This window comes from Candidatus Zixiibacteriota bacterium, from assembly GCA_017999435.1.
Taxonomy (GTDB): domain Bacteria; phylum Zixibacteria; class MSB-5A5; order GN15; family FEB-12; genus JAGNLV01.
In genome coordinates this window covers 688467-713846 of record JAGNLV010000001.1, presented here as the reverse complement: position 1 = coordinate 713846, position 25380 = coordinate 688467, and the positions used below count along the sequence as shown (strand labels likewise).

The window sequence follows — 25380 nt, the reverse complement described above, 5'->3', positions numbered from 1 at the left end:
CAAACGCCAACCCGTCAGAGGGGAGAGTGGCCCATGTCTCAAACCGCAGTTGTCACCTTCCGCGCGGCGAAGGAAACCGAGTACGCAGGGTTTCTGGATCTGATCCACCAGCACGCCGCCGATTACCTGGAACCGTCGCTCACGCTGCTCGGCCTGGACAAGACCGAGTTCGCCCATCTGTTCCGCACGCGGGGACAGGTGGTGAGTATTCTCGCCGACCGCGCCGTGGCCGGGTTCTACTGGATTGAGGAGCGCGATGGGACCCTCCACATCCATGGACTGGTGATCAAGCCGGAGTTTCAGAAGCGGGGCCTGGCGGCGGCCGCTCTGGCCCACCTCGAAACGGGTGCATCGCCCGACGTGGCCCGGTTCGAGCTGGGCGTGCACCGCGCCAACGGCCGCGCCCGCAAGATTTATGAGCGGGCCGGCTACCGGGTGACGCGGGCGCTTCCCGACTTCGATTTCTCCATCATGCACAAGGACCGTCCCGCGCAGAGCTGAAGGGCCGCCGCGGCCGACAGCGCCGCGGGGAACAACATTGTCCTTTTGCGGCGCCGCCGTTTGTATTACTTTCCCGTCGATCGCAAACGACGGCATACCGCCGCCCGGCCCGGGCGGGCGCGCGGCGGCGCGGAACCGTCACGGACAGGGAAAGCAGCAGCTATGACACGGATTCGGACGGGCGTGGTCGGTGTCGGCGCGCTCGGGCGACACCACCTCCGCTGGTTCTCGCAGATCCCCGAGTCGCACCTGGTCGGCTTCCACGACATCGACCCGGAAAAGCGGGAGCGCTACGCCGCCGAATACGGGGTGGCGGCCTTCGCGACGGTCGAGGAGCTGGCGGAAGCGGTTGATGCGGCGAGCGTCGCCGTGCCGACCACCGCGCACCGGGCGGCCGCCGGCGCGCTTTTGAAACGCGGGGTGCACTGCCTGATCGAGAAACCGGTGACGTCGACGCTGGACGAGGCGCACGAGCTGGCGGAACTGGCCGCGGCCAGCGGCGCCCGGGTGGCGGTCGGACACATCGAACGGTTCAACCCCGCCGTGCAGGCGGTGCTCCGCATCGGCGTCCGGCCCGCCTTCATCGAAGCCCACCGCCTCGCCGCCTTCGATCCCCGCGGCACCGACGTCGCCGTCGTGCGCGACCTCATGATACACGACATCGACCTCGTCCTGACGCTCACCGGCGCCCGGGTCGTCGACATCCAGGCCTCGGCTGTCGCGGTCGTGTCCGATCAGCCCGACATCGCCAACGCCCGGCTAACCCTGGACAGCGGCGCGGTGGCCAACCTCACGGCCTCCCGCATTTCGCTCAACCAGATGCGCAAGCTCAGGATCTTCCAGCGCTCCGGCTATTTCTCGCTCGACCTTGCGAAAAAGCAGGCCGACCTCTACCGCCTCGCGGCGCCGGGAGAGGAAATCGAGGGACTCAGGGTACCGCTCGGGAAATCGGGGCGAGAACTCATCTATGCCTCGCACGGCGACACCGGCCAGGACCAGCTCCAGATGGAGCTGAGCGCCTTCCTGCGGGCGCTTCTCGACGGAGGAGCGATGGCGGTGCCGCTCGCCCAGGGAATCGAGGCGCTCCGGGTGGCGCTGGAGGTGGAGCGGACCGGCCGCGCGTCGCTCGCGCGCATGCTGGCCGACGGGTAAGTCGCGCCCTATGGAATTGTTTCTCTCGGCCGGGGACCTCTCCGGCGACAACGCCGCGGCGCGGCTGGTGGCGGCGCTGCGGACGCACGATCCGGGGCTCCGCCTGTGCGGACTGGGGCGCACACGGCTCGCCCGTCTCGGCCAGGAGCAGTTCGCGCCCGGCGGCGACCTCGCCGTCATCGGCTTCTGGGAAGTGGCCAAACGGCTTCCCTATTTCCGGCGCCTGCTCGCTCGCTGCGCCGATGAGATCGCCCGGCGCGCCCCGCGCGCCGTCATCCTTGTCGACTACCCGGGTTTCAACCTGCGCCTCGCCCGCCGGGTGCGCCGCCTCGGCATCCCCATCATCTACTACATCTCGCCGCAAATCTGGGCCTGGGGGTCGAAACGCCTGCGCGAAATCGAACAGCTCGTCGATCTCATGCTGGTCATCCTCCCCTTCGAGGAGGACTTCTACCGGGGGAGCCGCGTCAACGTGCGCTTCGTGGGACACTACCTGCTGGAGGACATCGCGGCGGAGATGATCGCCTCGCCGCCGCCGGAGAGAATGGCGGGCGGCCTCGCGCTCCTTCCCGGATCGCGGCCGCAGGAGATCGACCGCCTGCTCGGGCCGATGCTCGAGACTGCGCGCCGGTTCACGCGCGCGCACGGCACGCGGGCGGTGGTCGCCGCTCTCGCGGGAGCGTATCCGTACGACGCTGCCCTGCGCGCGGAGGATCACGCGGCGATCACGGTCGCCTACGACGATGCGCGCCGCGTCATCCACGACAGCGCGCTCGTACTCACGGCCTCGGGGACGGCGACCCTCGAGGCGGCCGTCATCGGCCGGCCCATGGTCGTGGCCTACCGCACCGGCGAGATCACCTATCGGATCGCCCGGCGGCTGATCACACTTGACAAAATCGCGCTGGTCAACTTGGTTGCCGGACAGGAGGTGGTTCCGGAACTGGTGCAGCACGAGGCGACCCCCGACCGCATGACGGCGGCGCTCGAGCGCCTCTGGAACGACCGGGAACTCTACCTTCGGACGGCGGCCGCCCTGGGCCGCATCCCCGGTCTGCTCGGCGGGACCGGCGCCTCGGACCGCGCCGCCCGCCTGATCATCGACCACCTCGAAGGAAAGTGATTGCGTGCTCTCGCTCTACCGCATGTTCACCCGGTTCATCCATACCGTCAGCTATCCCGTGACCCGCTTTCGGGCCGCGCGCGGCGAGCAGATCTGGCGCGATCGGCTCGGCCTGGACACCGCGGGCATCGAAGCCGAGCTCTGGCTGCACGCCGCCTCGGTGGGCGAGGTCAAAGTGCTGTCCTGCCTCTACCGCTATCTCAAACGGCGGCGGCCGCACCTGCGGGCCTGCGTGACCGTCACCACCACCCCCGGGCACCAGACGGCGCGGAAGTTGTTTGGCGAGGAGGCGGCGGTGCGGTATCTGCCGGCGGACACCACGCCGATCGTCGCGCGCGTGCTTGCGGCCGTGCGGCCGCGCTGCCTCGTGATCGCCGAGACCGAAATCTGGCCCATCCTCATTACGCAGGCGGCCCGGCGGCGCATCCCCGTCATTCTCGTCAACGGACGGATGTCCGACACCGGCTTCCGCCGCTACCGGATGGTCGCCCCCTTCCTCCGCGGATTGCTCCCCTGCTACGACCGGTTCTTTTTCAAGTCCGAGCAGGACGCCGAGCGGTACCGCTATTTCGGCCTTCCCGAGAGCGCCTGCCGCGTGACCGGGGACATGAAGTTCGATGCCCCGCTGTGGCCGCGGTCGGCGGGACGGCGGGCGGCGGTGCGGGCGACCGTCGGCGCGCGCGACCACGACTGGCTGATTGTCGCGGGTTCGACGCGCCCGGGCGAAGAGGCCCTGCTCCTCCGGGGGATACCGGACCTGCGCGGCGCGGGCAACGGTCTGAGACTGGTGCTGGCCCCGCGCCACGTGGAGCGGGCCGAGGAGGTCGCGCAGGCGTGCCGCGACGCCGCCGTGCCCTGCGCCGTCTACGGGAGCGCCGACCTGTCGGCCCCGGTCGTGATCGTCGACCGCATGGGCCTGCTCATGGATCTCTACATGGCGGCCGACCTCGCCTTCGTGGGCGGCACGCTGGTCGACGTGGGCGGGCACAATATCCTCGAGCCGGTGTGGGCGGGCACCCCCGTCCTGTACGGGCCGTCGCTGGCCAACGTCGGCGACGCCGCCGAGTACATCGAGGCGCATAACTACGGCGCCCGGGTCGGCGGCCCCGAGGAGTTCGCGGCAGCCGTGCGCGACATCCGGGCCGGCCGGCGGACTTTCGCAACAAAAACCGAACACGACTACGACCGGTCGCCGACCGCCGCGGCCGGCGAGTACATATTGGCGAAGCTGTCCGATGATTGAGCGATGCTGGAAGCGCTTTCTCCGCCGCTCGGGCATGTCGCCGTGGGGACTGCTCGGCCCTCCCCTGTGGCTGGCCTCGCTCCTCTACCGGTTTGTCCCCGGCCTGCACCGCCGCCTGACGAAGGAGCGGGTGCGCCTCTCCGTGCCCGTGATCGCGGTGGGGAATATCACGGTCGGCGGAACGGGGAAGACGCCGATGGTGCACTTGCTGGCCCGGCGGCTGATTGACGAGGGCTTCCGCATCGGCATCGTCTCCGCCGGGTGGGGGCGCGCCGGTGACGAGCCGATTCTCGACGAGGGGACCGGCCTGCAGGACCGCTCGGCCGACGACGTCGGCGACGAGGTTCTGCTTCTGGCTCACCTGGTCCCCCAGGCCGTGTTCTCCATCCACCCCTCCAAGAGCGAGGGGGCGCGGCGGCTCGCCGCGTGCGGTGAGCGTCTCGACGCCGTCATTGTCGACGACGCCTTCCAGCACTACCGCCTCGCGCGCGACCTCGACCTCGTGACTTACGACGCCGCCCTGCCCGCCCGGGTGTTGCGCCCCTTTCCCTATGGCGTCATGCGCGAGCCGCGCTCGGCTCTGCGGCGCGCGGACATCGTCGTGATCACCCGCGCCAACTTCGCCCGCGACATCGGACGGCTGAGCCGGCGGCTGTGCAAAATCAGCCCGCGCGCGGCCCACTACACCGCCCAGTTCTCTATCAGCGGGCTGGTCGGCGCCGAGCGGCGGTACCCGGTGAAGTATCTGGAGGACAAGTCGGTGTTCCTGTTCGCCGGCGTGGGCAATTTCGAGCCCCTCCGGCGCCAGGTGTCGGTGCTCGCCGGCGATCTCGACGCCGCGCTTGAACTGTCCGACCACCAGCGCTACGACGCCGCGACGCTCGCCCGGATCAAGCGGCTCGCCGACCGGCACGACTCGGACGTGATCGTCACGACCGGCAAGGACTGGGTGAAAATCCGGCACTTTGATTTCGGCCGCGAGTTGTATTATCTTGCGCAATCGGTGGACCTCGATCCCGGCGAGGAGCAGTTGATCGCCGCGATCGAGGACCGCCTGAACCTGCGAAAGGCCGGCCACTGATGGAACGCCACTACGACTTCCTCGTCATCGGCAGCGGCATTGCCGGGCTCTTCTATGCCCTCGAGGTGCTCGAGCGGCATCCGCAGGCGCGCCTCGCGCTGGTCACCAAGAAGCGGGAGTCGGACTCCAGCACCAACCGCGCCCAGGGCGGGATCGCGGCCGTCCTCTCCGGCGCCGATTCCTTCGAGTCGCACGTCGCCGACACCCTGGAGGCCGGGGCGGGCCTGTGTCGCCGCGACGTGGTCGAAACGATCGTGCGGGAGGCCCCCGACGCGATCCGCGACCTCGTGGAGATCGGCGTGCGGTTCACGCGGACGGCCGAGGGGTACGCGCTCGGACGCGAGGGCGGACACCGGGCGGCCCGTGTGGTTCACGCCGACGACCTCACCGGACAGGAGATCGAACGCGCCCTCCTGGCGGCCATCAAGGAGCGCCGGGGGCAGATCGACGTGTACCGCGACCACATCGCCCTCGACCTGATCAAGGGAACGGCCGACGGCACGACCGTGTGCGCCGGCGCCTACGTGTTCTCCGAGAAGGACCACAGCTTCTACGCCTTCTACGCGCCCGTCACCCTGCTCGCCACGGGCGGGCTCGGGCAGGTCTATTTCCACACCAGTAACCCGAAAATCGCGACCGGCGACGGCGTGGCGATGGCCTACCGGGCCGGCGTGCCGGTCGGGAATCTCGAGTTCATCCAGTTTCACCCGACCATCCTCTACAGCCCCGGGCGCTGGCCGTTCCTCATTTCGGAAGCGGTGCGCGGGGAAGGCGGGGTGCTCAAAGCGGTCGACGGGCGGCTGATCATGGACGGCGCCCACGAGCTGAAAGACCTCGCCCCGCGCGATATCGTCGCCCGCGCCATCGATAAGGAACTCAAGCAGAGCGGCGAGGAGTATGTCCTCCTGGACATCAGCCACCGCGACGCGGCCTTTATCAAGAAGCGCTTTCCGAACATCTACAAGCAGTGCCTCCAGCGCGGGTTCGACCTCACCCGGCGGCCGATCCCGGTGGTGCCGGCGGCCCACTACGCCTGCGGCGGGGTGGTTTCCCGGGTCAGCGGCGAGACCGCGCTCGCCGGGCTGTACGTCGCCGGGGAAGTGGCGATGACCGGGATGCACGGCGCTAACCGGCTGGCCTCCAACTCGCTGCTCGAGGCGGTGGTGATGGCCAAGCGCGCGGCCGCGGCCGCGTGCGCCTACGCCGAGGCTGCCCCGCCCGCGCCCCACGCCGCCATCACCCCCGACTTCTACTCCTCCCTCCAGTACCCGCGCGAGAAGGTGCTGCTCGCCCACGACCGCAGCCGCCTCACCCGCGTCATGTGGGACTTCGTGGGCATCGTGCGCACCGAGAACCGCCTCCGCCTGGCGCTCGAGGAGGTCCAGCGGGTGAAGAACGCCGTTGAGCAGTACTACCTGGCGACGCCGGCGACCTACCAGGTCGTGGAACTGAGAAACATGGCGACCGTGGCGGAACTGATCGTGCGCTCGGCCCTCCTGCGCAAGGAGTCGCGCGGGCTGCACTACATCGAGGACTACCCCGCTCCCGCCCCCGGCGCGCCCACCGATACGATTATCACCAATCCCCATGCGCAAGGATAGGACACCGTGGCGGAACCGCACGACATGATCCTCATTCTCGATTTCGGCTCGCAGTACACGCAGATCATCGCGCGGCGCGTGCGCGAAGCGCACGTCTATTGCGAGATCGTTCCCTACAACCATGACCTCGGCGCCTACCGCGGCCGCAACGTGCGCGGCTACATCCTCTCGGGCGGGCCGGCCTCGCTGTCCGATCCCGGATCGCCGCGGCTGGCCCCGGAATTCTACGACACCAACCTGCCCGTGCTCGGCATCTGCTACGGTCTGCAACTGTTGGCCGAGCGGTTCGGCGGACGGTTGGTGGCCTCGAGCACGCGCGAGTACGGCCGCTCGCGCCTCAGCGTCGTGGAGGCCGACGATCTCCTGGCCGGCATTCCGGCGACTTCGAACGTGTGGATGTCCCACGGCGACTCGATCGCCGTTATGCCCCCCGGTTTCCGCATCATCGGCTCCACCGAGACGCTCGCGGCGGCGGCCATCGCCTGGCCCGAGCGCAAACTCTACGGCGTGCAGTTCCACCCGGAGGTCCACCACACCGACGAGGGACGCCGCATCCTCGACAACTTCCTCTTCGACGTCTGCGGCGTCAAAGGGGACTGGACCACCGAGGCCTTTATCGACAGCGCCATCGCCCGCATCCGCGCCCAGGTCGGCGACGGGAACGTCGTCCTCGGCATCTCCGGCGGCGTCGATTCGACGGTTGCGGCGATGCTCCTCCAGCGGGCCATCGGCGGCCGCCTCCACGCGGTCTTCGTCAACAACGGGCTCCTCCGGAAGAACGAATTCGAGGATGTCACCGCCATGCTGCGGACGCTCGACATCAACCTCCGGCCCGTCGACGCTTCGGCCGAGTTCCTCGCCCGGCTCGCGGGCGTCATCGACCCGGAGGCCAAGCGGAAAATCATCGGCAACACCTTCATCGACGTGTTCGAAGCGGCCGCCCGGAATATCGGCAACGTCGGCTTCCTCGCCCAGGGGACGCTCTACCCGGACGTGATCGAATCGACCTCGTTCCGGGGACCGTCGGCAACCATTAAGTCCCACCACAACGTGGGCGGCCTGAAAGAGCGGATGCACCTCAAGCTGGTCGAACCGCTGCGGGAGTTGTTCAAGGACGAAGTGCGGCGGCTCGGCCGCACCCTCGGTCTGCCCGAGCAGTTCATCCGGCGCCACCCCTTTCCCGGGCCGGGGCTGGCGGTGCGGATCCTCGGCGAGGTGACGAAGGAACGCTGCGACCTGCTCCGGGAAGTCGACGCGATCTTCATCGAGGAACTGCACAACTTCAACATCTACGATGATATCTGGCAGGCGTTCGCGGTGCTTTTGCTGATCAAGGCGGTCGGCGTGATGGGGGATGAGCGGACTTACGAGGACGTGATCGCGCTGCGCGGGGTGACGTCGGTCGACGGCATGACCGCCGACTGGGCCCGTATCGATCCCGACATCCTCGCCCACATTTCCAACCGCATCATCCGCCACGTCAAAGGCATCAACCGGGTGGTCTACGACATTTCGTCGAAACCGCCGGCGACCATCGAGTGGGAATAGGCGGCGGCCGACCGGCCGCCGAACGGAAAACCGGACGTGGTGCGCATGCTCTCATGGCTGGCTGTTATCCTCATCGGCGCCTTTGTCGCCGTCAACATCGGCCTCTACTTCGCCCAGGGGCGAATTGTCTTCTACCCCAGCCGCGACTTCGGCGCCACCCCGCGCGACGCCGGGATCGCGGCCGAGGACGTCTTCATCGAGGTCGTCCCCGGCCAGCGGATCCACGCCTGGTACGTCCCCCCGCCCGAACCCGCCGCCCCGGTCGTGCTCTTCTGCCACGGCAACGCCGGCAACATCTCGCACCGGCTGGAGACCCTCCGCTTCCTCGTCGATCTCGGAGCGGGCGTGCTCCTGTTCGACTACCGCGGGTATGGGCGCTCGGAGGGCGCGCCGGGGGAGCGCGAAGTGTATGCGGACGCCGACGCCTGCTACGAGTGGCTGCGGCGCGAGCGGTCGGTCGCGCCCGACCGGATCGTGGCCTTCGGGCGGTCGCTCGGCGGCGCGGTGGCGGTTGAACTGGCGAGCCGCCGCCCCTGCCGCGGACTCATCGTCGAATCGTCCTTCACTTCGATCGAGGACATGGGCCGGAAAATGTACCGCTACCTGCCGGTCCGGTGGTTCCTGCGCTTCTCCTTCCGCTCGATCGACCGTATCGGCGCGGTCGCCTGCCCGGTGTTGGTGACCCACTCGCCCGACGACGAGCTGGTTCCGTACGAGATGGGGCAGCGGCTGGCGGCCGCCGCCCGGCCCCCCAAACGGTTCGTCCCGCTGGTCGGGGGACACAACACCCTGGAGTACTTCGCCCTGGAACCGTACCGGGCGGCCGTGCGCGACATCCTCTCGGGGGCGGCGCGGGAGTGGTGAGCGATCCGGCGGGCGGTAATTCGATTGACAGATTCCCCCCGACCGGGTATACTGCCTGCCTTATTATGATGTCGAAAAAGGCACCCCAGACGGCGGCGGACCGAAACCAGATGCTCGAACACGCCACCTGCGTGCAGCCGGACCTCGATGAGTTCGACCAGAAGTTGCACGACTACCTGCGCGGCGATTCCCCTCTCATCACCTCGATCGCCCAGCACCTGCTGCGGTCGAAAGGGAAGCGGATGCGGCCGCTGTTCTTGTTTCTCACCTCGCGGGCGGCCGACAACTACACCCCCTTCACTGTCGACGCCTCCCTCGCGATCGAGCTGATCCACACCGCGACCCTCCTGCACGACGACGTGGTTGACGAATCGGAGCTCCGGCGCGGCCAGGAAACGGTCAACGCCCAGTGGACCAACCTGATTTCCGTCCTCATGGGCGACTACCTGTTCGCGAAGGCGTTCCGGATCATGGTCGACTCCCGGTCGATGGACCTCATGCAGGCGATCGCCCACGCCACCGGACGCGTCTCGGTGGGCGAGCTGCGCCAGATCGAAGAAACGGGCAACTACGCGCTGTCGGAGGAGGAGTACCTGACCATCATCGCCGACAAGACCGCCTCGCTGTTCAGCCTCGCCTGCGAGACCGGCCCGATTTTGGCCGGGCGCGGCAGGCGCGACCGCCAGCGCTTCGCCCACTTCGGCGAGAAGATCGGCACCGCCTTCCAGATCGTCGACGACCTCCTGGATTTCGTGGGCGATGCGGAAATCACGGGGAAGGAGCCGGGGAACGACGTGCTCACGGGGAAGGTGACGCTGCCGCTCATCCATGCCCTGAAGAAGGCGGGCCGGGGCGGCCACGACGAGATCATCGCCCACCTGCGGCGGCGCGACCGGCGGCCCTCGTTCGAGAGGGTGCTGGCCTTCGTGCGCGAGCAGGGCGGCATTGAGCATGCCTACGGGCGGGCCAGGGCGCTGTCGGAGGAGGGGCTGGCGGCGATCACGCCGGTGACGCCCTCGGAATACTTCGATTGCCTCGTGAGCCTGGTGCAGTTCACCATTTCGCGGGCCTCCTGAGGGCGGCCGGGAAAGCCCGCCCCGCGCGCGCCGGCCGCGACAACCCGCGCCCCCCGACCGGGGTATAAAAAGCAGTATGTTTGGCTTCCACGACCTCTCCATAAACGTCCTGACCAACTCCCCAGTGATCGTGGCCCTCGCGCTGGCCGCCCTTGTCGGGCTGGCCGTCCACCTCTACCGGCGGACCAATCCGCCCCTGCCGGCATACCTGCGGGCGATCTTGGGCGGACTGCGGATCGGCGCGCTCCTCCTGGTCTTCCTGGCCCTCCTGGAGCCGGTCGTCAGCTACACCCGGGAATACGTGCGCCGGCCGCGCGTGGCCGTCCTGGTTGACCAGTCGCTCTCGATGAACAAGACGGAGGACGGGCGCAGCCGCCGCGCCCGGACCGATTCGCTGCTGGCGAGCGCGACTCTCGACAACCTCCGCCGGGTCGCTGACCTCGCTCCCTTCTTCTTCGGCGGCAGCCTCGGCGCCGCCCGCGGGTCGGTCGACAGCACGAGCACGGCGCTCGGCGATGCCCTCTTCGAACTCGACAAGGCCCAGACCGCCGAACCCAGCGACTACTGGCTGCTGCTGTCGGACGGCCGGTCGAACGCCGGGCGCAAGCCGCTCGACGTGGCGCCGTCGCTCCGGTCCCCTGTGATCAGCGTCGACGTCTCCGGCGGCGCGGAGAGTTTCGACGCCGGGATCGATGAAGTTGCGTTCAACCCGGTGCTGTTTGTCGGCCGGCCGACCGAGATCCGGGTGAAACTGACCTGGCGCAACGCCGAGGGGAGGACGCTCGACGTGCGCTTGGTCGACTCGGCGCGCACGGCGGCCGAGAGCCGCCTGACCGTCACCCAGGCGGCCGGGCGGGGAGAGGTGATGCTGCGGTACACGCCCGAAGCCCCCGGCCAGCGCCTCCTGCAGATTGCCCTTCCGCCGGGGGAGAACGAGGAGTCGGCGGCCAACAACCAGCGGACCATTTCGGTGAAAGTCCTCAAGAGCCGCTTGAGCGTGCTGCTCGCGGCCGACCGGCCCGACTACGAGGTCGGCTTTCTCAAGCGGCTGCTCGACGGATCCGACCGTTACGAGGTGACGCTGCTGGCCACGGGGGCGCGCGCCGGCAACCTCGCCGGCCGCTTCCCGACCGTGCAGACCGAACTCAACCGCTATGATCTGGTGATCCTGTACGATCCCGATCCTGCGGCCTACACTTCCCGCCAGGAAATCATCCGGTCGTACCTGCGCGAGAAGGGCGGGGCCGTCTGGCTGTTCATGGGGCCGCAGTTCGCCGCCCGCGGGCCGACCTCGTGGCTGAACGATCTGCTCCCCTTCTGCCAGCGGATCGCGCAGCCGCTGCAGTATGTCGAGGGGCGGGCCGAGCCGCTCGAGAGCCATCTCTTTCACCCCGCGATCCGCCTGGCCGACAACCAGGCGGCGATCCGCGAGGCCTGGGCGAGCCTGCCGCCGTTCGAGTCCCTCGTGTGGTGCGATTCGATCGCACCCGACGGCGTCGTGCTGGCCGAATTCTCCCGCCGCACCCCGGCCTACGCCCCCCCGGCCCTCGGTTTCCGCCGCCTCGGACCGGGCAAACTCTTCGCCTCCGCCGTCCTGCCCTTCTGGCCCTGGGGGTTCGTCAACCTCGGGTTCGGCGAAGACGATTCGAACTACCGCAAGTTTGTCGACGGCGTGGTCGGATGGCTCACGGTCAAGGACGACTTCGATCCCGTCCGGGTCCAGCCCGAGAAGGACGTCTTCACGCGGGGAGAACCGGTCCTCTTCAACGGTTTCGCGTTCGATCTGGGCTACCGGCCGATTCCGGGAGCGACCGGCATGGTCGAGGTGCGCGGCGGCCCCGACGACGAGGAGTACCAGCGCGATCTCGTCGACGAGGGGGAGGGACGGTTCCGCGCCGTTTTCGAAAACCTCGCGCCGGGACGGTACCGATACGCCGCCGCGATCGTCAAGGACGGCGAGTTGCTCAGGGCCGACAGCGGGAGCTTCCTCATCGAGGCCTTCTCGCTCGAAGAATTCGACCAGAGCGGCGACCCCGATCTGCTGGCGGCTCTCGGACGGACCACCGGGGGAAGATACTACTCCTACCGGCAGTTCGACCGGATCCTCGATGACCTCGACCTGGCCGAAATCCCGGTCAGCACGCGGCGCGAATTCACACTCTGGAACAAGGTGTGGATGCTGCTGGCGGCGATCGGCGCCCTCTCCCTGGAGTGGCTGCTGCGAAAGGCCAACCAGCTAGTCTGAGTCGTTTTCCATCTGCTCGAGCGCGCGGCTGAGCGCCGCGAGGTCGATCGACTGGGCGGCGGCGACTTTCTCGTCGCACAACTCCTCGACCAGGCGCCGCACCTTCTCGGCCGCCTGCATGATCTGCGATAGAAACCGCCGCTGGTCCTCGGTGAGTACGCTGCCCCCTTCGAGGAGGAAATCCGTGTAGCCGATGATGCCGGCCAGCGCGTTGTTGACATCGTGATTGAGGCGCAGACAGCGCGCCAGGTAGGGCTTGAGCGCCCGGTAGACCGCGAGCTCCTCGGCCGAGGCGCTCGTGCGGGTTATGGCGGGAATCGGGAAGTGGTTCATGTACGGATTAATCGGCAGAACCGGGGACGGGGTTGAGGATCACCGGGGCGGTCGACGGACAAAAGTGTCGGGCGACCGCGCCCTGCATCCTCGCGGCATAAACATCGCATAAACCAGGCAGACCGGTTGGAGGTCAGTAAATGAAGGCGGAAACCCCGATGCCGACCGAGACGGTGGTCCCGTTTATTGAGAGTCCTCCGTCCGGCCTCCAACTGTCTCCCTGAAAGCGTGCGGCAATGTCGAGGGCGACCGCCCCGGACAGCATGTACAGAAGTCCGCCCTTGCCTCCAAACTGCCAAATCGCAACGTCACCGCCGCTAACGAGGTTTCCCCAGCTCAAGAAGCCGCGGATATACGGGTACGCGCTTCCCTTCACCTCGGTTCGGCCCTGGCCGGTTCTGAAGAAATAGCCGACGGTCGGCCCGAGGGCAATTGCCGCGAGGTTGGACTTACCCTGTTCATAGTACAGGATCGCGAACTGACCGCCGACGAATAAGCCCGGCGACGTAAAATAGCCGACCGTCGGTCCGATTTCAAAACCCTCTTGCAGCGAGAAACTGCCGTTGCCGACCCCCGCGCTGGTAAGACCGTCCCCCCACAGTTCGCCGCTTTGTCTCTGGAAGAACACGCTCCCATCGAGGTAAAGGCTGCCCTCATCAATCGGGCTTTCCGCAGCCGCGACTGCTCCGGCGATGGCGAGCACCGCTCCACTGCAAATCAACAGCCTGAACATACTCCCTCCGATAAGGCTTTGTGACCGGTAGCCCGGTGTCGGTGACGACCGAACGGCGACGCCGGGAACATAGTTACTCAGGTGCATTATCCGCAAGGCGCCACCGCCCTGTCAACAGATAACGTGCGGGTGCCGGCACAAGCAGGCAAATCTTAACGTCCATGGCCCCGCTGGCCGACGCTGAGTACGAACCGATCACGGCTGCGAAGCCGCCCTTTTTCATTGCCATCCCCGGCCCCCCGCTGTACCATGTCCCGAACCGTCGGACGGATCAACCCTATGAAGATTCTCTACTGGACCGGCTACTTCATCGCGAAGATCGCAGGCCGCGTCATCTTTCGCGGGCGGATCATCGGCAAGGAGCACGTCCCCCGGTCCGGCGGCTTCATTCTCGCGAGCAACCATCGCTCCTACTTCGATCCGCCGCTGGCGGGATCGGCCACCGGACGGGAGATGGCCTTCTTCGCCAAGGCAGAGCTCTTCGCGGTGCCGGTGCTCGGATCGCTCATCCGGAGAACCAACGCCATGCCGGTGAAGCGCGGATCGGTCGATCGGGACGCGCTCAAGACTGCGGTGGCGACGATCCGCAAGGGATATGGGCTGACGGTGTTTCCGGAGGGGACGCGGTCCAGGGACGACTCGTTCTTGGAGCCCAAGCCCGGGCTGGGGTTGATTGCGCTGCACGCCGAGTGCCCGATCGTTCCATGTTATCTTCATGGGACAAATAAGCTTAAGCAATGCCTCCTGGGACGCGAGAAGCTGCGCGTCGCGTTCGGCGAACCCCTGCCGGTCGAGTGGGTACGATCCTTCCCGAAATCCAAAGAGGGGTACGTGCAGTTGGCGCGGGAGGTCATGGATAGGATTGCGAAGATCAAGGCCGCTTCCGGGCTGTAGGGCGGCAGAAAGCGATGGCGGTCGGCGCGGCGGCCCGACAAGACAGAGTCGTTGTTGACCGGGTGAGGGCGCCCTACGACGCACTCCCGGCGGGGAATCAGCCCGGTGCGGCGGACCGAGGGCCGGCGGGAACGTGCCAAAAAGGACCGCAGAATTCGCTTGCGCTTCCGATCCTATGTGTTATATAGCAAGGCTTCCCGCTCTGAGAGGGCGGGCAGCCGATCCGGCAGTCTTCCCTCGGGAAAATTCCAAACTGTCGGCCCTTGATTAGGAGGTAGCGTACAGTCAACATGGCAACGGCCAAACAATCCGAAACCGCAACTCAGAGACTGTCCAAGCGCAAAGCGCAATCCACCCGAAAGACCAAACGCGTCAAGACAAAAGCCGCCCGGCCCGAGGGCATCGACCTCGAGCAGCAGGGTTTGTCTGCGGAGGACCAGCAGCAGCGCGAGCGAGTTGTCACGAGCCGCCACAAACGGGTGGCGGAAAAGGCGCAGCAGCGCCTCAGCCGCACCGAGGAGGGTCTTGACGACGGGTCGTCCGCTGTCCAGGCCGTCCGCATCACCGACATCGCCGGCGTCGTCTACGACCCCGACGAGTACCAGCAGATGGTCGACATGTACGACCAGACCATCAAAGACATCAAAGAGGGCGAGGTTGTCGCCGGGCGCGTGATCGGGATCAACCGCGACGATGTCATCGTCGACGTCGGCTTCAAGTCCGAGGGCATCATCGCCATGGGCGAGTTCCAGCAGCCCGTCACCGTCCGCATGGGTGATGAAATCGAGGTCTACCTGGAGCAGATCGAGGACGCCCACGGACAGCTGATCCTCTCCAAGCAGAAGGCGGATTTCATGCGGGTCTGGGAGAAGATCCGCGAGGTCCACGACAGCGGGGAGAAGATTTCCGGGATCGTCGCGCGCCGGATCAAGGGCGGCCTCGTGGTCGACATCATGGGCGTCGATGCCTTCCTCCCGGGATCACAGGTGGCGCTGCGCCAGGTGCCGGATTTCGACGCTCTCATCGGGCAGTCGATGGATGTCAAGATCATCAAGATCAACAAGGCCCGCCGCAATATCGTCGTCTCCCGCCGCATCGTGCTCGAAGAGGAGCGCGAGAAGATGCGGGCGCACCTGCTCAATGAGATCGCGGTCGGCCAGGTCCGCCAGGGAATCGTCAAGAACATCACCGATTTCGGCGTGTTCATCGACCTCGGCGGGGTCGACGGCCTCCTGCACATCACCGACATGTCGTGGGGACGGATTCGCCACCCCAGCGAGCTGGTCTCGCTCGGCGATCGGATCGACGTGAAAATTCTCGACTTCGATGAACGGACGTCGCGCATCTCGCTCGGCCTGAAACAGATGACGCCGTACCCGTGGGAGAACATCGAGCAGAAATACCCGCTCGGCCGCAAGGTCAAGGGACGGGTCGTCTCGATCACCGACTACGGCGCATTCGTCGAACTCGAAAAGGGCATCGAGGGCCTTATCCACATCTCCGAAATGTCCTGGACCCAGCACATCAAGCACCCCTCCAAGATCATGAACGTGAACGACGAGGTCGAGGCGATGGTGCTGTCGGTGGACAAGGAGAACGAGAAGATCTCGCTCGGGATCAAGCAGATGGAGCCGGATCCGTGGACCACGATCGAGATGAAGTACCCGCCCGGCCGCATTGTCACCGGCAAGGTGCGCAACCTCACCGCTTTCGGCGCCTTCGTCGAACTCGAAGAGGGGATCGACGGCCTCGTGCACATCTCCGACATGTCGTGGACCAAGCGTATCCAACACCCCTCCGAGGTCATGAAGAAGGGGGATCGGGTGGATGTGAAGATCCTCAAGATCGACCACGAGAACCGCCGCATTTCGCTGGGCTACAAGCAGCTCGAGGATGATCCCTGGCCCGAGATCGCGCGCAAGTACGGCGTCGGCGCCGAGGTCCTCGGCACCATCCAGCGCGTTCTCGACCGCGGCGTGGTCGTGGAGCTCGACGGGGCGGTCGAGGGGTTCGTGCCGGCTACCCAGCTCGGACGCAAAGACCTCACCGATCCCACCGGCGTCTTCAAGGAGGGGGACGAAATCCCCCTGCAGGTGATCGAATTCGACCGCAACCAGCACAAGATCGTGCTGTCGGTATCCGCCTACTACAAGAAGCGGGAGCGGACCGAACTCGACAACTTCCTGGCGACCCACCCGGTGGCCAACGCCGGCCCGTCCATGGCCGAGGCGATCCCCGAGGAGCTCCGCCGGCAGGCGGAGGCCGCCCCGGAGCCGCGCGACGAGCGCTCCCACGACCGCACCCACGACCGCGATGCGGACCGCGACGACTACCCGCGCCCGGCCCCCCCGCGCGAGGAGACCACCAGCATGGCGGAAGCGATGCCGGAGGAACTTCGCCGGATGGCCTCGCAGGCGAATCAGGAGAACCCTGAGCCGCCCGATGCCGGCACGTCGCCGGAGGAGGGCGGGGAACGCCCCGAGTAGTCTGTCGGCCGCGCCCAACGGCTTGACCGACAATTCCAGCCCGGCGATCAGCCGATCGCCGGGCTTTCTTATCGCCCGCACCGCGGGTTCCGGTGCGCCCCGGGCGCGCCGCCGACGGGGCGCCGCCCCCGCGCCGCGGGCCTTAGCCTGAGTGTGGAGGAATCAATGTCGCACCCGAACGCCGGAAATCCCCCGGCGCGCACCGCCAAACGGATCGCCATCGGCGCCGGCGCGTTGCTCGCCCTCATTCTGATCGTCCAGAACACCGCTGTCGTCACCTTCCGCTTCCTCGTCTGGCAAATGAGCATCTCCCAGGTGCTCCTGATTCCGCTGGTGCTCGCGCTCGGATTTGCGATCGGAATGCTGGCCTACCCTCTCCTGTTCCGGCGCCGCACCAAGGGTTAGGCCCCGGGGGCGCCCGCCCCGGCGTTGGTCGGCGCGGCCGGGCCGCAGAAAACTTGTTGCGCCCGCACCCGTCAGTCCTTTCTCTGCTTTCAAGGACACTGAATCAGGAGAGGCGCATGAAAGTTGCTGTCGCCGGAGCCTCCGGCCTCATCGGTTCGGCGGTCGTGCCGCATCTGCAGTCGCGCGGTCACCTGGTCTATCGCCTCGTGCGCCGTCCCGTGCGCGATGCGGCGGCCGAAATCGAATGGCACCCGGAGACCGGCGCGGTCGAGCCGGTCGCCCTGGCCGGGTTCGACGTCATCATCAACCTCGCCGGCGAGAATATCGGCGAGGGGCGCTGGTCGGAGGAACGGAAACGCCGTATCCGCGACAGCCGCGTGGAGACCACCCGCCTCCTGGCCGGGCTCTGCGCCGCACTCGATCCCCAACCGAAAGCCTTTCTCTCCGCCTCGGCCACCGGCTACTACGGCGACACCGGCGAGCGCGCGGTTGATGAGTCCGCGCAGGCCGGCGATACCTTTCTCGCCGACGTCTGCCGGCAGTGGGAAGAGGCCGCGCAGCCGGCCGCCGAGGCCGGCATCCGGGTGGTCAATTTCCGCCTCGGGGTCGTGCTCAGCCGACAGGGGGGAATGCTCCACAAAATCCTCCCGCTCTTTCGTCTCGGGCTGGGCGGGCGGCTCGGTGACGGCCGCCAGTACCTGCCCTGGGTGACGCTGGAGGATGTCGCCCGCGCTTTCGAGTATTTCATCACCAACGAACCGATCCGCGGTCCGGTCAATGTCGTGGCGCCTCAGCCGGTCACCAACGCCGAGTTTACCCAGGCGCTCGGCGCGGCCCTGCAGCGGCCCACCCTGTTCCGCGTGCCCGCCGGCGTGATCCGCGCCGTCTTCGGCCAGATGGGCCGCGAGACCATCCTCTCCGGCTGCCGGGCGGTCCCGGCGCGCCTGAGCACCCAGGGATTCCGATTCAAACACGCCGACCTGGTCGACACCCTCCGGGCCGAACTCGACCGCCCCGGTTGACTTTCTCCGCCGCGCGTCCTATGTTGTCCCACCCGGACAGCTCCCGCCTGATCCCTCGGACACGCCCGCGCAGGAACAGTCCGGGCCAACGCGACGACAGGAGCAACGGCCGCCGATGAAAGAGTTTCCCTGGGCCTGGGAGGAGCGGAAAGAGATCCTGGTGTATCCGGAGGGGAGTGCGGTCGGAGAGGGGGATATCCTCGAGATCGGCCCCGGGCGGGGCGACCTGCTGTTGTCGCTGGCCGAGGCGCTTCCGGAAAAACAGTTCGTGGCCGTCGAAATCGGCAAGAAGCGCTACTACAAGCTTATCCCGCGCATTCAGAAGCGCAGCCTGGCCAACATCCAGCTCATCTGTTCCGACGCCCGCATCGTGTTGCCCCGCTTCTACGGCCGCCCGGCTTTCGAGAAAATCTATGTGCTGTTCCCCGACCCGTGGCCGAAAGCCCGCCACGAATTCCGGCGCCTCCTGCACAAATCCTTTGTCGAACTGCTGGCGGCCGTGCTCCGGCCGGACGGCGACCTGTTCATGGCGACCGACGTCGACTGGTATGCCCAGTGGGCGGTCGAGAACGCCGCCGCCGTCGCCGGGCTGCGCAGCCTCGGCCGCCCCTTTGTCGCGGCGGAGGCCCTGTTCAGTTACGCGCCGACGTTCTTCGAGCAGAAGTGGCGGGCCGAGGGCCGGCCGATTTACTACATGCATTACCGCCGCTGCTGATCCGCGGCCCATCGCGCAAGGCAGGCGAGGCCGCGTAATGCTCCCCATTGGGGCCGCTTGCTTCGATGGCAAGAATGTCAGGACCACAAGGGTCCTGACCTACAAGAGGTCATAGCCGGGGCGGGGTTCTTGTAGTCAGGACCTTCATGGTCCTGACGGGGCCGTCCTCGTCGATGGCACGAATGTCAGGACCACAGCGGTCCTGACCCACAGGAAATCTTGCACGCGTTGCGAATTACCCGATGTCGCCGGCCGGTCTCGCGGGCGGTTCTGTCAATCACCTGCATTCTGAACCAGGCCCTTGGGGCGAACCTCCGCCGACTCACAGGTGCTCCAGAAACCTCAGCACCACCTGCGCGCTGTTGGCGGCGGCCACCCGGAAGAATTCGCCGATCTCGGTGCGGGCGGTCGACGAACCCGACCCGCCGGCCAGGTCCGAGGCCGACCGGAAGACCAGGCACGGGACGCCGTTGGCCGTGCACACCTGCACCACCGCGGCCGACTCCATGTCAACCACCTGCGCGCTGAAAGTCGCGGACAACCAGAGGCGTTTTTCCACGTTGTCGACAAACGAATTGCCGCTCGCGCCGACCCCGCCGACGCGCACGCGCGGCTGACGCCCCCCGATCGAATCAAACGCGAACGTATCGCCGGCCAACCGCCCGGCCGTCCTGAAGAGGTCCACGTCGACAGAGAGCGCATTCAGGGACACGGCAGTATCGAGCACGGGCAGGTACACTTCGACCGGGTCGGGCGCAAACCCCTCGGCGCCCCAGTACCCGTACTCGTGAGCGACCCAGGCCGAGCAGACGACGATGTCGCCGATGTGGACGCTCGAATCGATCCCCCCGGCGATGCCGGAGAAGAGGACGCGCGCGGGGCGGCAGCGGTCGAGGAGCGCCTGTGCGGTCATCGCCGCGTTGGTCATCCCGACCCCCGACTCCGCGAGCACCACCGGCCGATCCGACAGCCGGCCATAGACGACCCGCCGCCCGAGGTGGGCGGCGGCGCTGTCGACCGCCATGCGGCTCTCCAGAAGGGCTCCCTCGGCCTCGAACGCATATAGCAGCAGGGTGGGGCGCTCGGGCGGGGCGGCGCAATCGGATAGATTCGCTGCGGGAGCAGAAGAAGATGCAAGGGGAGCGAAAACACAGAGAATGAGCGCAACGAAAAACGCCGCACAGCATGGTGAGTTGAAATGACGCTTCATGAATCCCTCCACCTGGCGCGAGAGGTTTCAGTCCAATGAAGGACGGTGATCGGTCCCCGCTACGGTCGGGCGGCGCTGTCGGGCGGGGTCGAATCAACGGCCGCCGCCCCCGTGCCGAACGACGCGAGCAGCCAGCGGTCGCCGTCGCGGGCGAACTCCAGCCGGATAGGGCGGGTGCGGGCGTGCGTGGTGTCCATGATCCAGCACTCGGCGACGGCGTGGTCCCTGGTGTACGCGATCTCGCATCCGCCGAATTGTTCAAACGCGAAACTGCGCTCCGGTCCATAGACGAAACTCAGAAGCGAATCGCCCGACTGCCGCCGGTCGAGGATTTTCACCGACAAAAGCGAATCAAGGGCGGCGAGATGGTGTGCCTTGACCCGTTCCTGGAGTTGATAGACGGCTTCCCTCAGCGCGGGGATCTGATCGCGGGGGGGCGTCTTTTCGCCGCTGCAGCCGGCCGCGGCGGCCAGGGCGAGCGCGCAGAGGAGCACGGGGGTGCGCATGTCAGCCTCCGAATTCTGTGGCGGTGAGCCGGAACTGACCGTTGCCTTGGCGACGCACGGCGCCGCGCGCGACGAGCCCTTCCAACGTGCGCGTCGCAACCAGGTTCCAGAACCAGTACCGGTAGCCGTAATCGAGCCGGGGGTGGCCGAATTTATCGACCGCCATGTCGCGAAGATCAAGGTACGCGTGCGCCAAGAGCGAATCGGCCCCGTACGTGAGCGCCTCGACCGCCGGGCGAACGACCGCGCTGTCGAAAACATAGGTGGTCGGACGGTACTCCTCGGCGGGCTGGAAGTTGACGTGGATCGGGTAGGACTTGAAGCGGATGAAGTCGGGGTCGCAGGCGATCGTGGGAATGGTGTCGCCGAAGTAGAGCTCGTAGCTCGTACTCGAAACGACCGGGGCGTAAAAGAGGTGGCCGTTGACCACCGGGCCGCCCTCGACCGCATACATGTAAATGGGAATGTCGGCGTTGCAGAGGTCGGTGCCGTCGTAGAGGTAGAGCGGCGCGGAGCGGGTGATGAAAGCGTTGCCGAGATCCCACCAGAGGGCGAGACCGCCGACCACGGGGTAGGTGTGGTAGAGGACGGTGCCGGGGTCGAAGAAGGCGTTGCTGTCGCGGTTGACGCGGCCGGCGGCGACGAGACTGTCGCGGACAGCCGCAAAGCGCGGGAGGTTGGCGGCGATGAGATCGGTCAGAGAGTCGGCCAGGACCAGAGCGCGGGAGCGGGCCGAGTCGGCCTCGGCGGCGCGAATGACCGGAATTTTGAGCTTGAATCCGGTCGAGTCCTTTCCGACATACCCCTCGCCCACCATCAGGGCGAGCTGCTCACTGACGAATCCGGTGTCGCACTCGGCGAGCGCGGCGATCTCCGCCGGGAGTTTGCCCTCGCCCAGGAGGAGGAACAGGAGGCGGGCGAATTCGTTGTCGAAGTAGGGGTGGTCCTCGACCCGGGGCGGAAGGGTGACGCGGGTGTCGACATACGGCCGCAGCCCCTCGGGTACGTGGAAAGTGACCAGGAAGGGCTGTTCGTAGAATTTCTGGCCGGGCAGGATTTCATCGAGAGTGTCGACCACGTCGTAGAGACGAAGGTACACCTGGGCCTGGCCGAAGTTGCCGGGGACCAGGACGGCGGCCTCGATCGTCGTGGATTCGCCGGGCGGCAGGGCATGGTAGGAGCGGATACGGCGCTCGGGGTTGAGGTAGGCCCCGGTAAAGCGGATGTCGGTTTCGGCGACGATGAATTTCAGGTAGTCGGAGCTATTGGTGACCGGGACCTGGGCCGACTGCTGCCCCCACCGCAGGGAGGGGAAAGTGACCTCGCCGATCACGAGCGCGGGCTGCTGGGCGCGGGCGGCCTGCGGAAGGGCGGCGAGCAACACCAGGGCGGCGGCCGCCGCGACGGGGCGGAGCGGATTACGCATGATCAGTTCTCCTTGCGGCGGCGCGGGCAGCCAACTGCCCGCACGCGGCGTCGATATCTCTCCCCCGGCTCTTGCGGACGGTGACGGCGGGCACCCGCGGATAGAGCAGGCGGGCGAAAGCGTCGACCTCCTCATCCGTGGGCCGCGCAAAGGGCAGGCCGGGAACCGGGTTGTAGGCGAGCAGGTTGATCTTGCAGGGAATGCCGTGGACCAGCCGGGTGAGGGCTTTGACGTCCTCCGGCGTGTCGTTGAAGCCCTTGAAGAGGATGTATTCGAAAGTGACGCGGTCCCGGGCGGCCAGGGCGTAGTAGCGCACCGCCTCCATGAGCTTGTCGAGTTTGAACGTCTCAGCCACGGGCATCAACTGCACGCGCTTCTCCTGAATGGCGGCGTGGAGAGAGACCGCGAGGCGGGTCTTGAGTCCGAGGTCGGCCAGTTTGCGGATTTTCGGCGAGACCCCCGAGGTCGAGACGGTGATGCGCCGGGCGGCGTGGCAGAGACCGCTCGGGTCGGTCATGATGCGGATCGCGTCGACCACCGCGGCGAAATTGTTGAGCGGCTCCCCCATGCCCATCATGACAATGTTCGTGAACGCCTCGCCGCCGAACCGCTCGCGGAGAAACATGAGCTGGCCGACAATCTCGCCGGGAGTGAGGTCGCGCAGCAGGCCGAGCGTGCCGGTGGCGCAGAACCGGCAGGCCAGCGCGCAGCCGGCCTGGACAGAAATGCAGACCGTGGCCCGGCCGTCATCGGGAATGAAAACCGTCTCGATCGGATGCCCGTCCTCCAGCCGGAACAGGAATTTGCGCGTGCCGTCCTCGGAAACCGATTCGAGCTCGGGCTGCATGAGGCGGAACGTGTAGTGCTCGTCGAGGCGGGCGCGCACCTCCTTGGAGAGGTCGGTCATGAGCTGGAAATCGTGCTGGCGGACTTTATACAGCCAGTTGAACATCTGGCGCCCCTTGTACGGTTTCTGGCCGAGGGACGTCATGAGAGCTTCGAGCTGCGGTTTCGTGTATCCGAGAAGGTTGACTTTTGGCATCGCTGATAAATTTACCTGATGGCGTCAAAATGGCAAGCGGGAATTGGCCGCCGCCGGCTCAACAGGTGTACCCACGGGGGAAAGGTTGGTTCCGGGATTGGCGATTGACAGCCGGCCGGGGGAGAAGGTATTTTGAGAAATGAGAATCGGGGTGTAGCGCAGCCCGGTCAGCGCGCCTGCTTTGGGAGCAGGATGTCGGAGGTTCGAATCCTCTCACCCCGATGTACATGCGGGAGCATCTCAGCAAACAGCCCCGTCAGGATCCTGAAGGTCCTGACCGACAAAAACGCCGCCCGCCATGATCTCCTGTAGGCCAGGACCCTTGTGGTCCTGACACCTTCGCTTTCTTCGCAAACGACCCCGTCAAAACCATGAAGGTCCTGACCTACAAAAAGCCCGCTGCGCGATGATCTCCTGTAGGCCAGGACCCTTGTGGTCCTGACATACTTGCTCCGCTCGGCTCAACGCCCGGGCGCCGATCGGCTGTCCGACCTCACGGGCACGCCGGCGGCGCCTCTCCCCCCCGGAACAGGTACGCCACGAGGTAGGTCAAATCGGCCACCGCCACCGTACCCTGCCCGTCGACGTTCGCTTCCTCGAGGCAGGCGGGCCGCAGGCCTCCCCGGAACAGGTACGCCGTCAGGTAGGTCAGGTCGGCCAGATTGACCACCGGCTCCGGCTGAATCTTGCCGTCGACATTCCCCCGCAGCCCGCACGCGTCGTCGGTCACCAGCACCGGGATGGTGCAGAGGACGGTGTCGGCGCCGTCGGTCATGCCGACCCCCACCGTGTACAGCCCCCGGCAGGCCGACCCCGGCGCGAAGTTGAGTACGTCGCCGCTGATCGTGCAGGTGCCCGGCGGCGCGCCGCCCTCGCCGGCGATAAATGTCGGATAACCGAGGCAGGGGATGGCGAGATCGTGGCTGAGCGTAACCCCCACCGGCGTCTCGAGCTCTGTCCCGGGGCACGCATCCCCGAACGAAAGCGTGGGCTGGCAGAATGTGAGGGTGACGGTCTTGGTCGCGCACACCGCGGCCTCCATGGCGTTGATCTTGAGCACGTCCACCCGCCCGAGGTCGGCCGGGGTCGGGGTGTAGTGCCACACGCACGTCGAGTCGTTCAGGATCTCGAGCGATCCCGGTCCGGCGAGCTGGCGGAACCGCGTGTCGTCACCATTGAGCTCGTTGGTCGCCACAAAGGTATAGGCAAACGGCGCGTTGACCGGCACGTCTATGACGGTGGCGGTGTCCCGGAAGACCACCCACCCGCAGGGACACATCTCGACCTGGAGACAGAAGCGCCCGCTCCAGTCGGGCACGATCTCGCCGTTGGTCGAACTCCAGAGCCAGGCCCCGCCGGGGGGAAAGAAGGCGGTGTCGATGCAGAGATAGCCGAACGGGCTTTCCGGATCAGGGATCGCCCGGATCACCCATACGTCCTCGCTGAAACCGTCGGGAATCCCGGGTTTGTTGATGACGAACCCGGAGAATCCGGCCGTATCCGCCCCGATCAGATCCCAACTGCGGCGGGTGATGAACACCCCCTCCATGTAGTTCGTCTGCCAACCAATCGGCAGCGTGTCGGCGGCCAGGTAGAACAGGTTGTTCGTGATCGGGCCGAGCGGGCTCTCGGCGGTGTAAATCGCGAAGCCGTTGGTGAAACCCGTGACGTCAAATCCGCTGGTGTTGGTGAGGCGGAACTTCACCTCGGCCACACATCCGGGGGAGATGGATAAATGGTCGCTGTTCCACCACGTGCCGTAAACCGGGGTAGTGATGCTGATACCGCTGGCGAAGGCCAGCGGCGCCGCCAGCAGCATCCCTGCCACCCCAAGGAATCCAACTCGCACTCTCATGAGTGCCCTCCGGTGAGTCTGCCCTCTGCGGCGCAGAGACGGTCAAAGGTGTTATGGCTTGTCTACTTTTAGTATAGCCCTGGGACAGAATCTGTCAAGGCGTTTTCCGGCGCCGCCGGCTTGGCCCATCAGTCGCAACGGCTTAGGCGGCCGCGCGGGGGCAAATTATTCGCAATATGGACTTGACGGGTGCGGGAGCCGACTGTATAATTATAAGTTAAGCCCAACGGGGCCCTTAGCTCAGTTGGTTAGAGCAGCTGACTCATAATCAGCGGGTCGCAGGTTCGAACCCTGCAGGGCCCACGAGATTGGTGAGGAA

The 25380-nt window shown here is 66.7% G+C and carries 22 protein-coding genes and 2 tRNA genes; 17 read left to right on the top strand and 7 right to left on the bottom strand.

Translation table 11 applies throughout. From position 1 onward, the window contains the following. Positions 1-33 precede the first annotated feature (33 nt). The 10 genes from KA261_03110 to KA261_03065 all read left to right on the top strand — a co-directional run bounded on the left by KA261_03110 (position 34) and on the right by KA261_03065 (position 12434). Positions 34-501, top strand: coding sequence for a GNAT family N-acetyltransferase (locus KA261_03110; protein MBP7696774.1), 468 nt, complete (start codon positions 34-36; stop codon positions 499-501). A gap of 162 nt (positions 502-663) precedes the next feature. Next, positions 664-1653 carry a Gfo/Idh/MocA family oxidoreductase gene (locus KA261_03105; protein ID MBP7696773.1) on the top strand — a complete coding sequence of 330 codons (990 nt, stop codon included), beginning with the start codon at positions 664-666 and terminating at the stop codon, positions 1651-1653. A gap of 10 nt (positions 1654-1663) precedes the next feature. After that, positions 1664-2776, top strand: a complete 1113-nt coding sequence (gene lpxB / locus KA261_03100; GenBank protein MBP7696772.1) for a lipid-A-disaccharide synthase — start codon at positions 1664-1666, stop codon at positions 2774-2776. A 4-nt stretch (positions 2777-2780) separates the two neighbouring features. Then, the gene (locus KA261_03095) at positions 2781-4019 is read left to right on the top strand and encodes a 3-deoxy-D-manno-octulosonic acid transferase (GenBank protein MBP7696771.1); all 1239 of its coding nucleotides are present in this window, start codon (positions 2781-2783) and stop codon (positions 4017-4019) included. After that, complete coding sequence (gene lpxK / locus KA261_03090) at positions 4012-5100, top strand: tetraacyldisaccharide 4'-kinase (GenBank protein MBP7696770.1); 1089 nt, start codon at positions 4012-4014, stop codon at positions 5098-5100. Before KA261_03095 ends, lpxK begins: the two co-directional genes overlap by 8 nt. Continuing rightward, positions 5100-6701 (top strand): L-aspartate oxidase, encoded by a 1602-nt coding sequence (gene nadB, locus KA261_03085; GenBank protein ID MBP7696769.1) that lies wholly within the window; start codon positions 5100-5102, stop codon positions 6699-6701. Before lpxK ends, nadB begins: the two co-directional genes overlap by 1 nt. A gap of 24 nt (positions 6702-6725) precedes the next feature. Beyond that, positions 6726-8249, top strand: a complete 1524-nt coding sequence (gene guaA, locus KA261_03080) for a glutamine-hydrolyzing GMP synthase (protein MBP7696768.1) — start codon at positions 6726-6728, stop codon at positions 8247-8249. Positions 8250-8285: 36 nt separating this feature from the next. After that, positions 8286-9113, top strand: a complete 828-nt coding sequence (locus tag KA261_03075) for an alpha/beta hydrolase (protein ID MBP7696767.1) — start codon at positions 8286-8288, stop codon at positions 9111-9113. 110 nt (positions 9114-9223) lie between these two features. Next, positions 9224-10189 carry a polyprenyl synthetase family protein gene (locus KA261_03070; GenBank protein ID MBP7696766.1) on the top strand — a complete coding sequence of 322 codons (966 nt, stop codon included), beginning with the start codon at positions 9224-9226 and terminating at the stop codon, positions 10187-10189. 76 nt (positions 10190-10265) lie between these two features. After that, complete coding sequence (locus KA261_03065; protein MBP7696765.1) at positions 10266-12434, top strand: hypothetical protein; 2169 nt, start codon at positions 10266-10268, stop codon at positions 12432-12434. Here KA261_03065 and KA261_03060 read toward each other — a convergent pair. Next, a complete protein-coding gene (locus KA261_03060) occupies positions 12426-12767 on the bottom strand; it encodes a hypothetical protein (protein ID MBP7696764.1) in 342 nt (113 codons plus the stop codon). The genes KA261_03065 and KA261_03060 overlap by 9 nt on opposite strands. 133 nt (positions 12768-12900) lie before the next feature. Then, positions 12901-13500, bottom strand: coding sequence for a hypothetical protein (locus tag KA261_03055; protein ID MBP7696763.1), 600 nt, complete (start codon positions 13498-13500; stop codon positions 12901-12903). A gap of 279 nt (positions 13501-13779) precedes the next feature. On the opposite strand from KA261_03055, the gene KA261_03050 reads away from it, so the two are divergent. The 5 genes from KA261_03050 to trmB all read left to right on the top strand — a co-directional run bounded on the left by KA261_03050 (position 13780) and on the right by trmB (position 19022). After that, complete coding sequence (locus KA261_03050) at positions 13780-14394, top strand: 1-acyl-sn-glycerol-3-phosphate acyltransferase (protein MBP7696762.1); 615 nt, start codon at positions 13780-13782, stop codon at positions 14392-14394. Between the two features lie 290 nt (positions 14395-14684). Beyond that, complete coding sequence (rpsA, locus tag KA261_03045) at positions 14685-16880, top strand: 30S ribosomal protein S1 (protein ID MBP7696761.1); 2196 nt, start codon at positions 14685-14687, stop codon at positions 16878-16880. Positions 16881-17045: 165 nt separating this feature from the next. After that, positions 17046-17285 (top strand): LapA family protein, encoded by a 240-nt coding sequence (locus tag KA261_03040; GenBank protein MBP7696760.1) that lies wholly within the window; start codon positions 17046-17048, stop codon positions 17283-17285. A gap of 116 nt (positions 17286-17401) precedes the next feature. Continuing rightward, on the top strand, positions 17402-18307 hold the full coding sequence (locus KA261_03035) for a TIGR01777 family oxidoreductase (protein ID MBP7696759.1): 906 nt from the start codon (positions 17402-17404) through the stop codon (positions 18305-18307). Positions 18308-18422: 115 nt separating this feature from the next. Then, positions 18423-19022: a tRNA (guanosine(46)-N7)-methyltransferase TrmB gene (trmB, locus tag KA261_03030; GenBank protein ID MBP7696758.1), complete on the top strand. Its 600-nt coding sequence runs from the start codon at positions 18423-18425 to the stop codon at positions 19020-19022. A 322-nt stretch (positions 19023-19344) separates the two neighbouring features. Here trmB and KA261_03025 read toward each other — a convergent pair whose 3' ends face one another. From KA261_03025 to rlmN, 4 genes are read right to left on the bottom strand one after another with little or no spacing between them, the layout of a single operon-like run. Then, on the bottom strand, positions 19345-20232 hold the full coding sequence (locus tag KA261_03025) for a 5'-methylthioadenosine/S-adenosylhomocysteine nucleosidase (GenBank protein MBP7696757.1): 888 nt from the start codon (positions 20230-20232) through the stop codon (positions 19345-19347). A 59-nt stretch (positions 20233-20291) separates the two neighbouring features. Beyond that, positions 20292-20738: a hypothetical protein gene (locus tag KA261_03020; GenBank protein ID MBP7696756.1), complete on the bottom strand. Its 447-nt coding sequence runs from the start codon at positions 20736-20738 to the stop codon at positions 20292-20294. A 1-nt stretch (position 20739) separates the two neighbouring features. Beyond that, on the bottom strand, positions 20740-22164 hold the full coding sequence (locus KA261_03015) for a hypothetical protein (GenBank protein ID MBP7696755.1): 1425 nt from the start codon (positions 22162-22164) through the stop codon (positions 20740-20742). Continuing rightward, on the bottom strand, positions 22157-23206 hold the full coding sequence (gene rlmN, locus KA261_03010) for a 23S rRNA (adenine(2503)-C(2))-methyltransferase RlmN (GenBank protein ID MBP7696754.1): 1050 nt from the start codon (positions 23204-23206) through the stop codon (positions 22157-22159). The genes KA261_03015 and rlmN overlap by 8 nt, the downstream gene beginning before the upstream one ends. 147 nt (positions 23207-23353) lie before the next feature. On the opposite strand from rlmN, the gene KA261_03005 reads away from it, so the two are divergent. Beyond that, positions 23354-23428 (top strand) — tRNA-Pro (locus KA261_03005). A 271-nt stretch (positions 23429-23699) separates the two neighbouring features. Here KA261_03005 and KA261_03000 read toward each other — a convergent pair. Further along, positions 23700-25061 (bottom strand): hypothetical protein, encoded by a 1362-nt coding sequence (locus KA261_03000; protein MBP7696753.1) that lies wholly within the window; start codon positions 25059-25061, stop codon positions 23700-23702. Between the two features lie 229 nt (positions 25062-25290). Here KA261_03000 and KA261_02995 point away from each other — a divergent pair. Beyond that, positions 25291-25364 (top strand) — tRNA-Ile (locus KA261_02995). Positions 25365-25380: the final 16 nt, after the last annotated feature.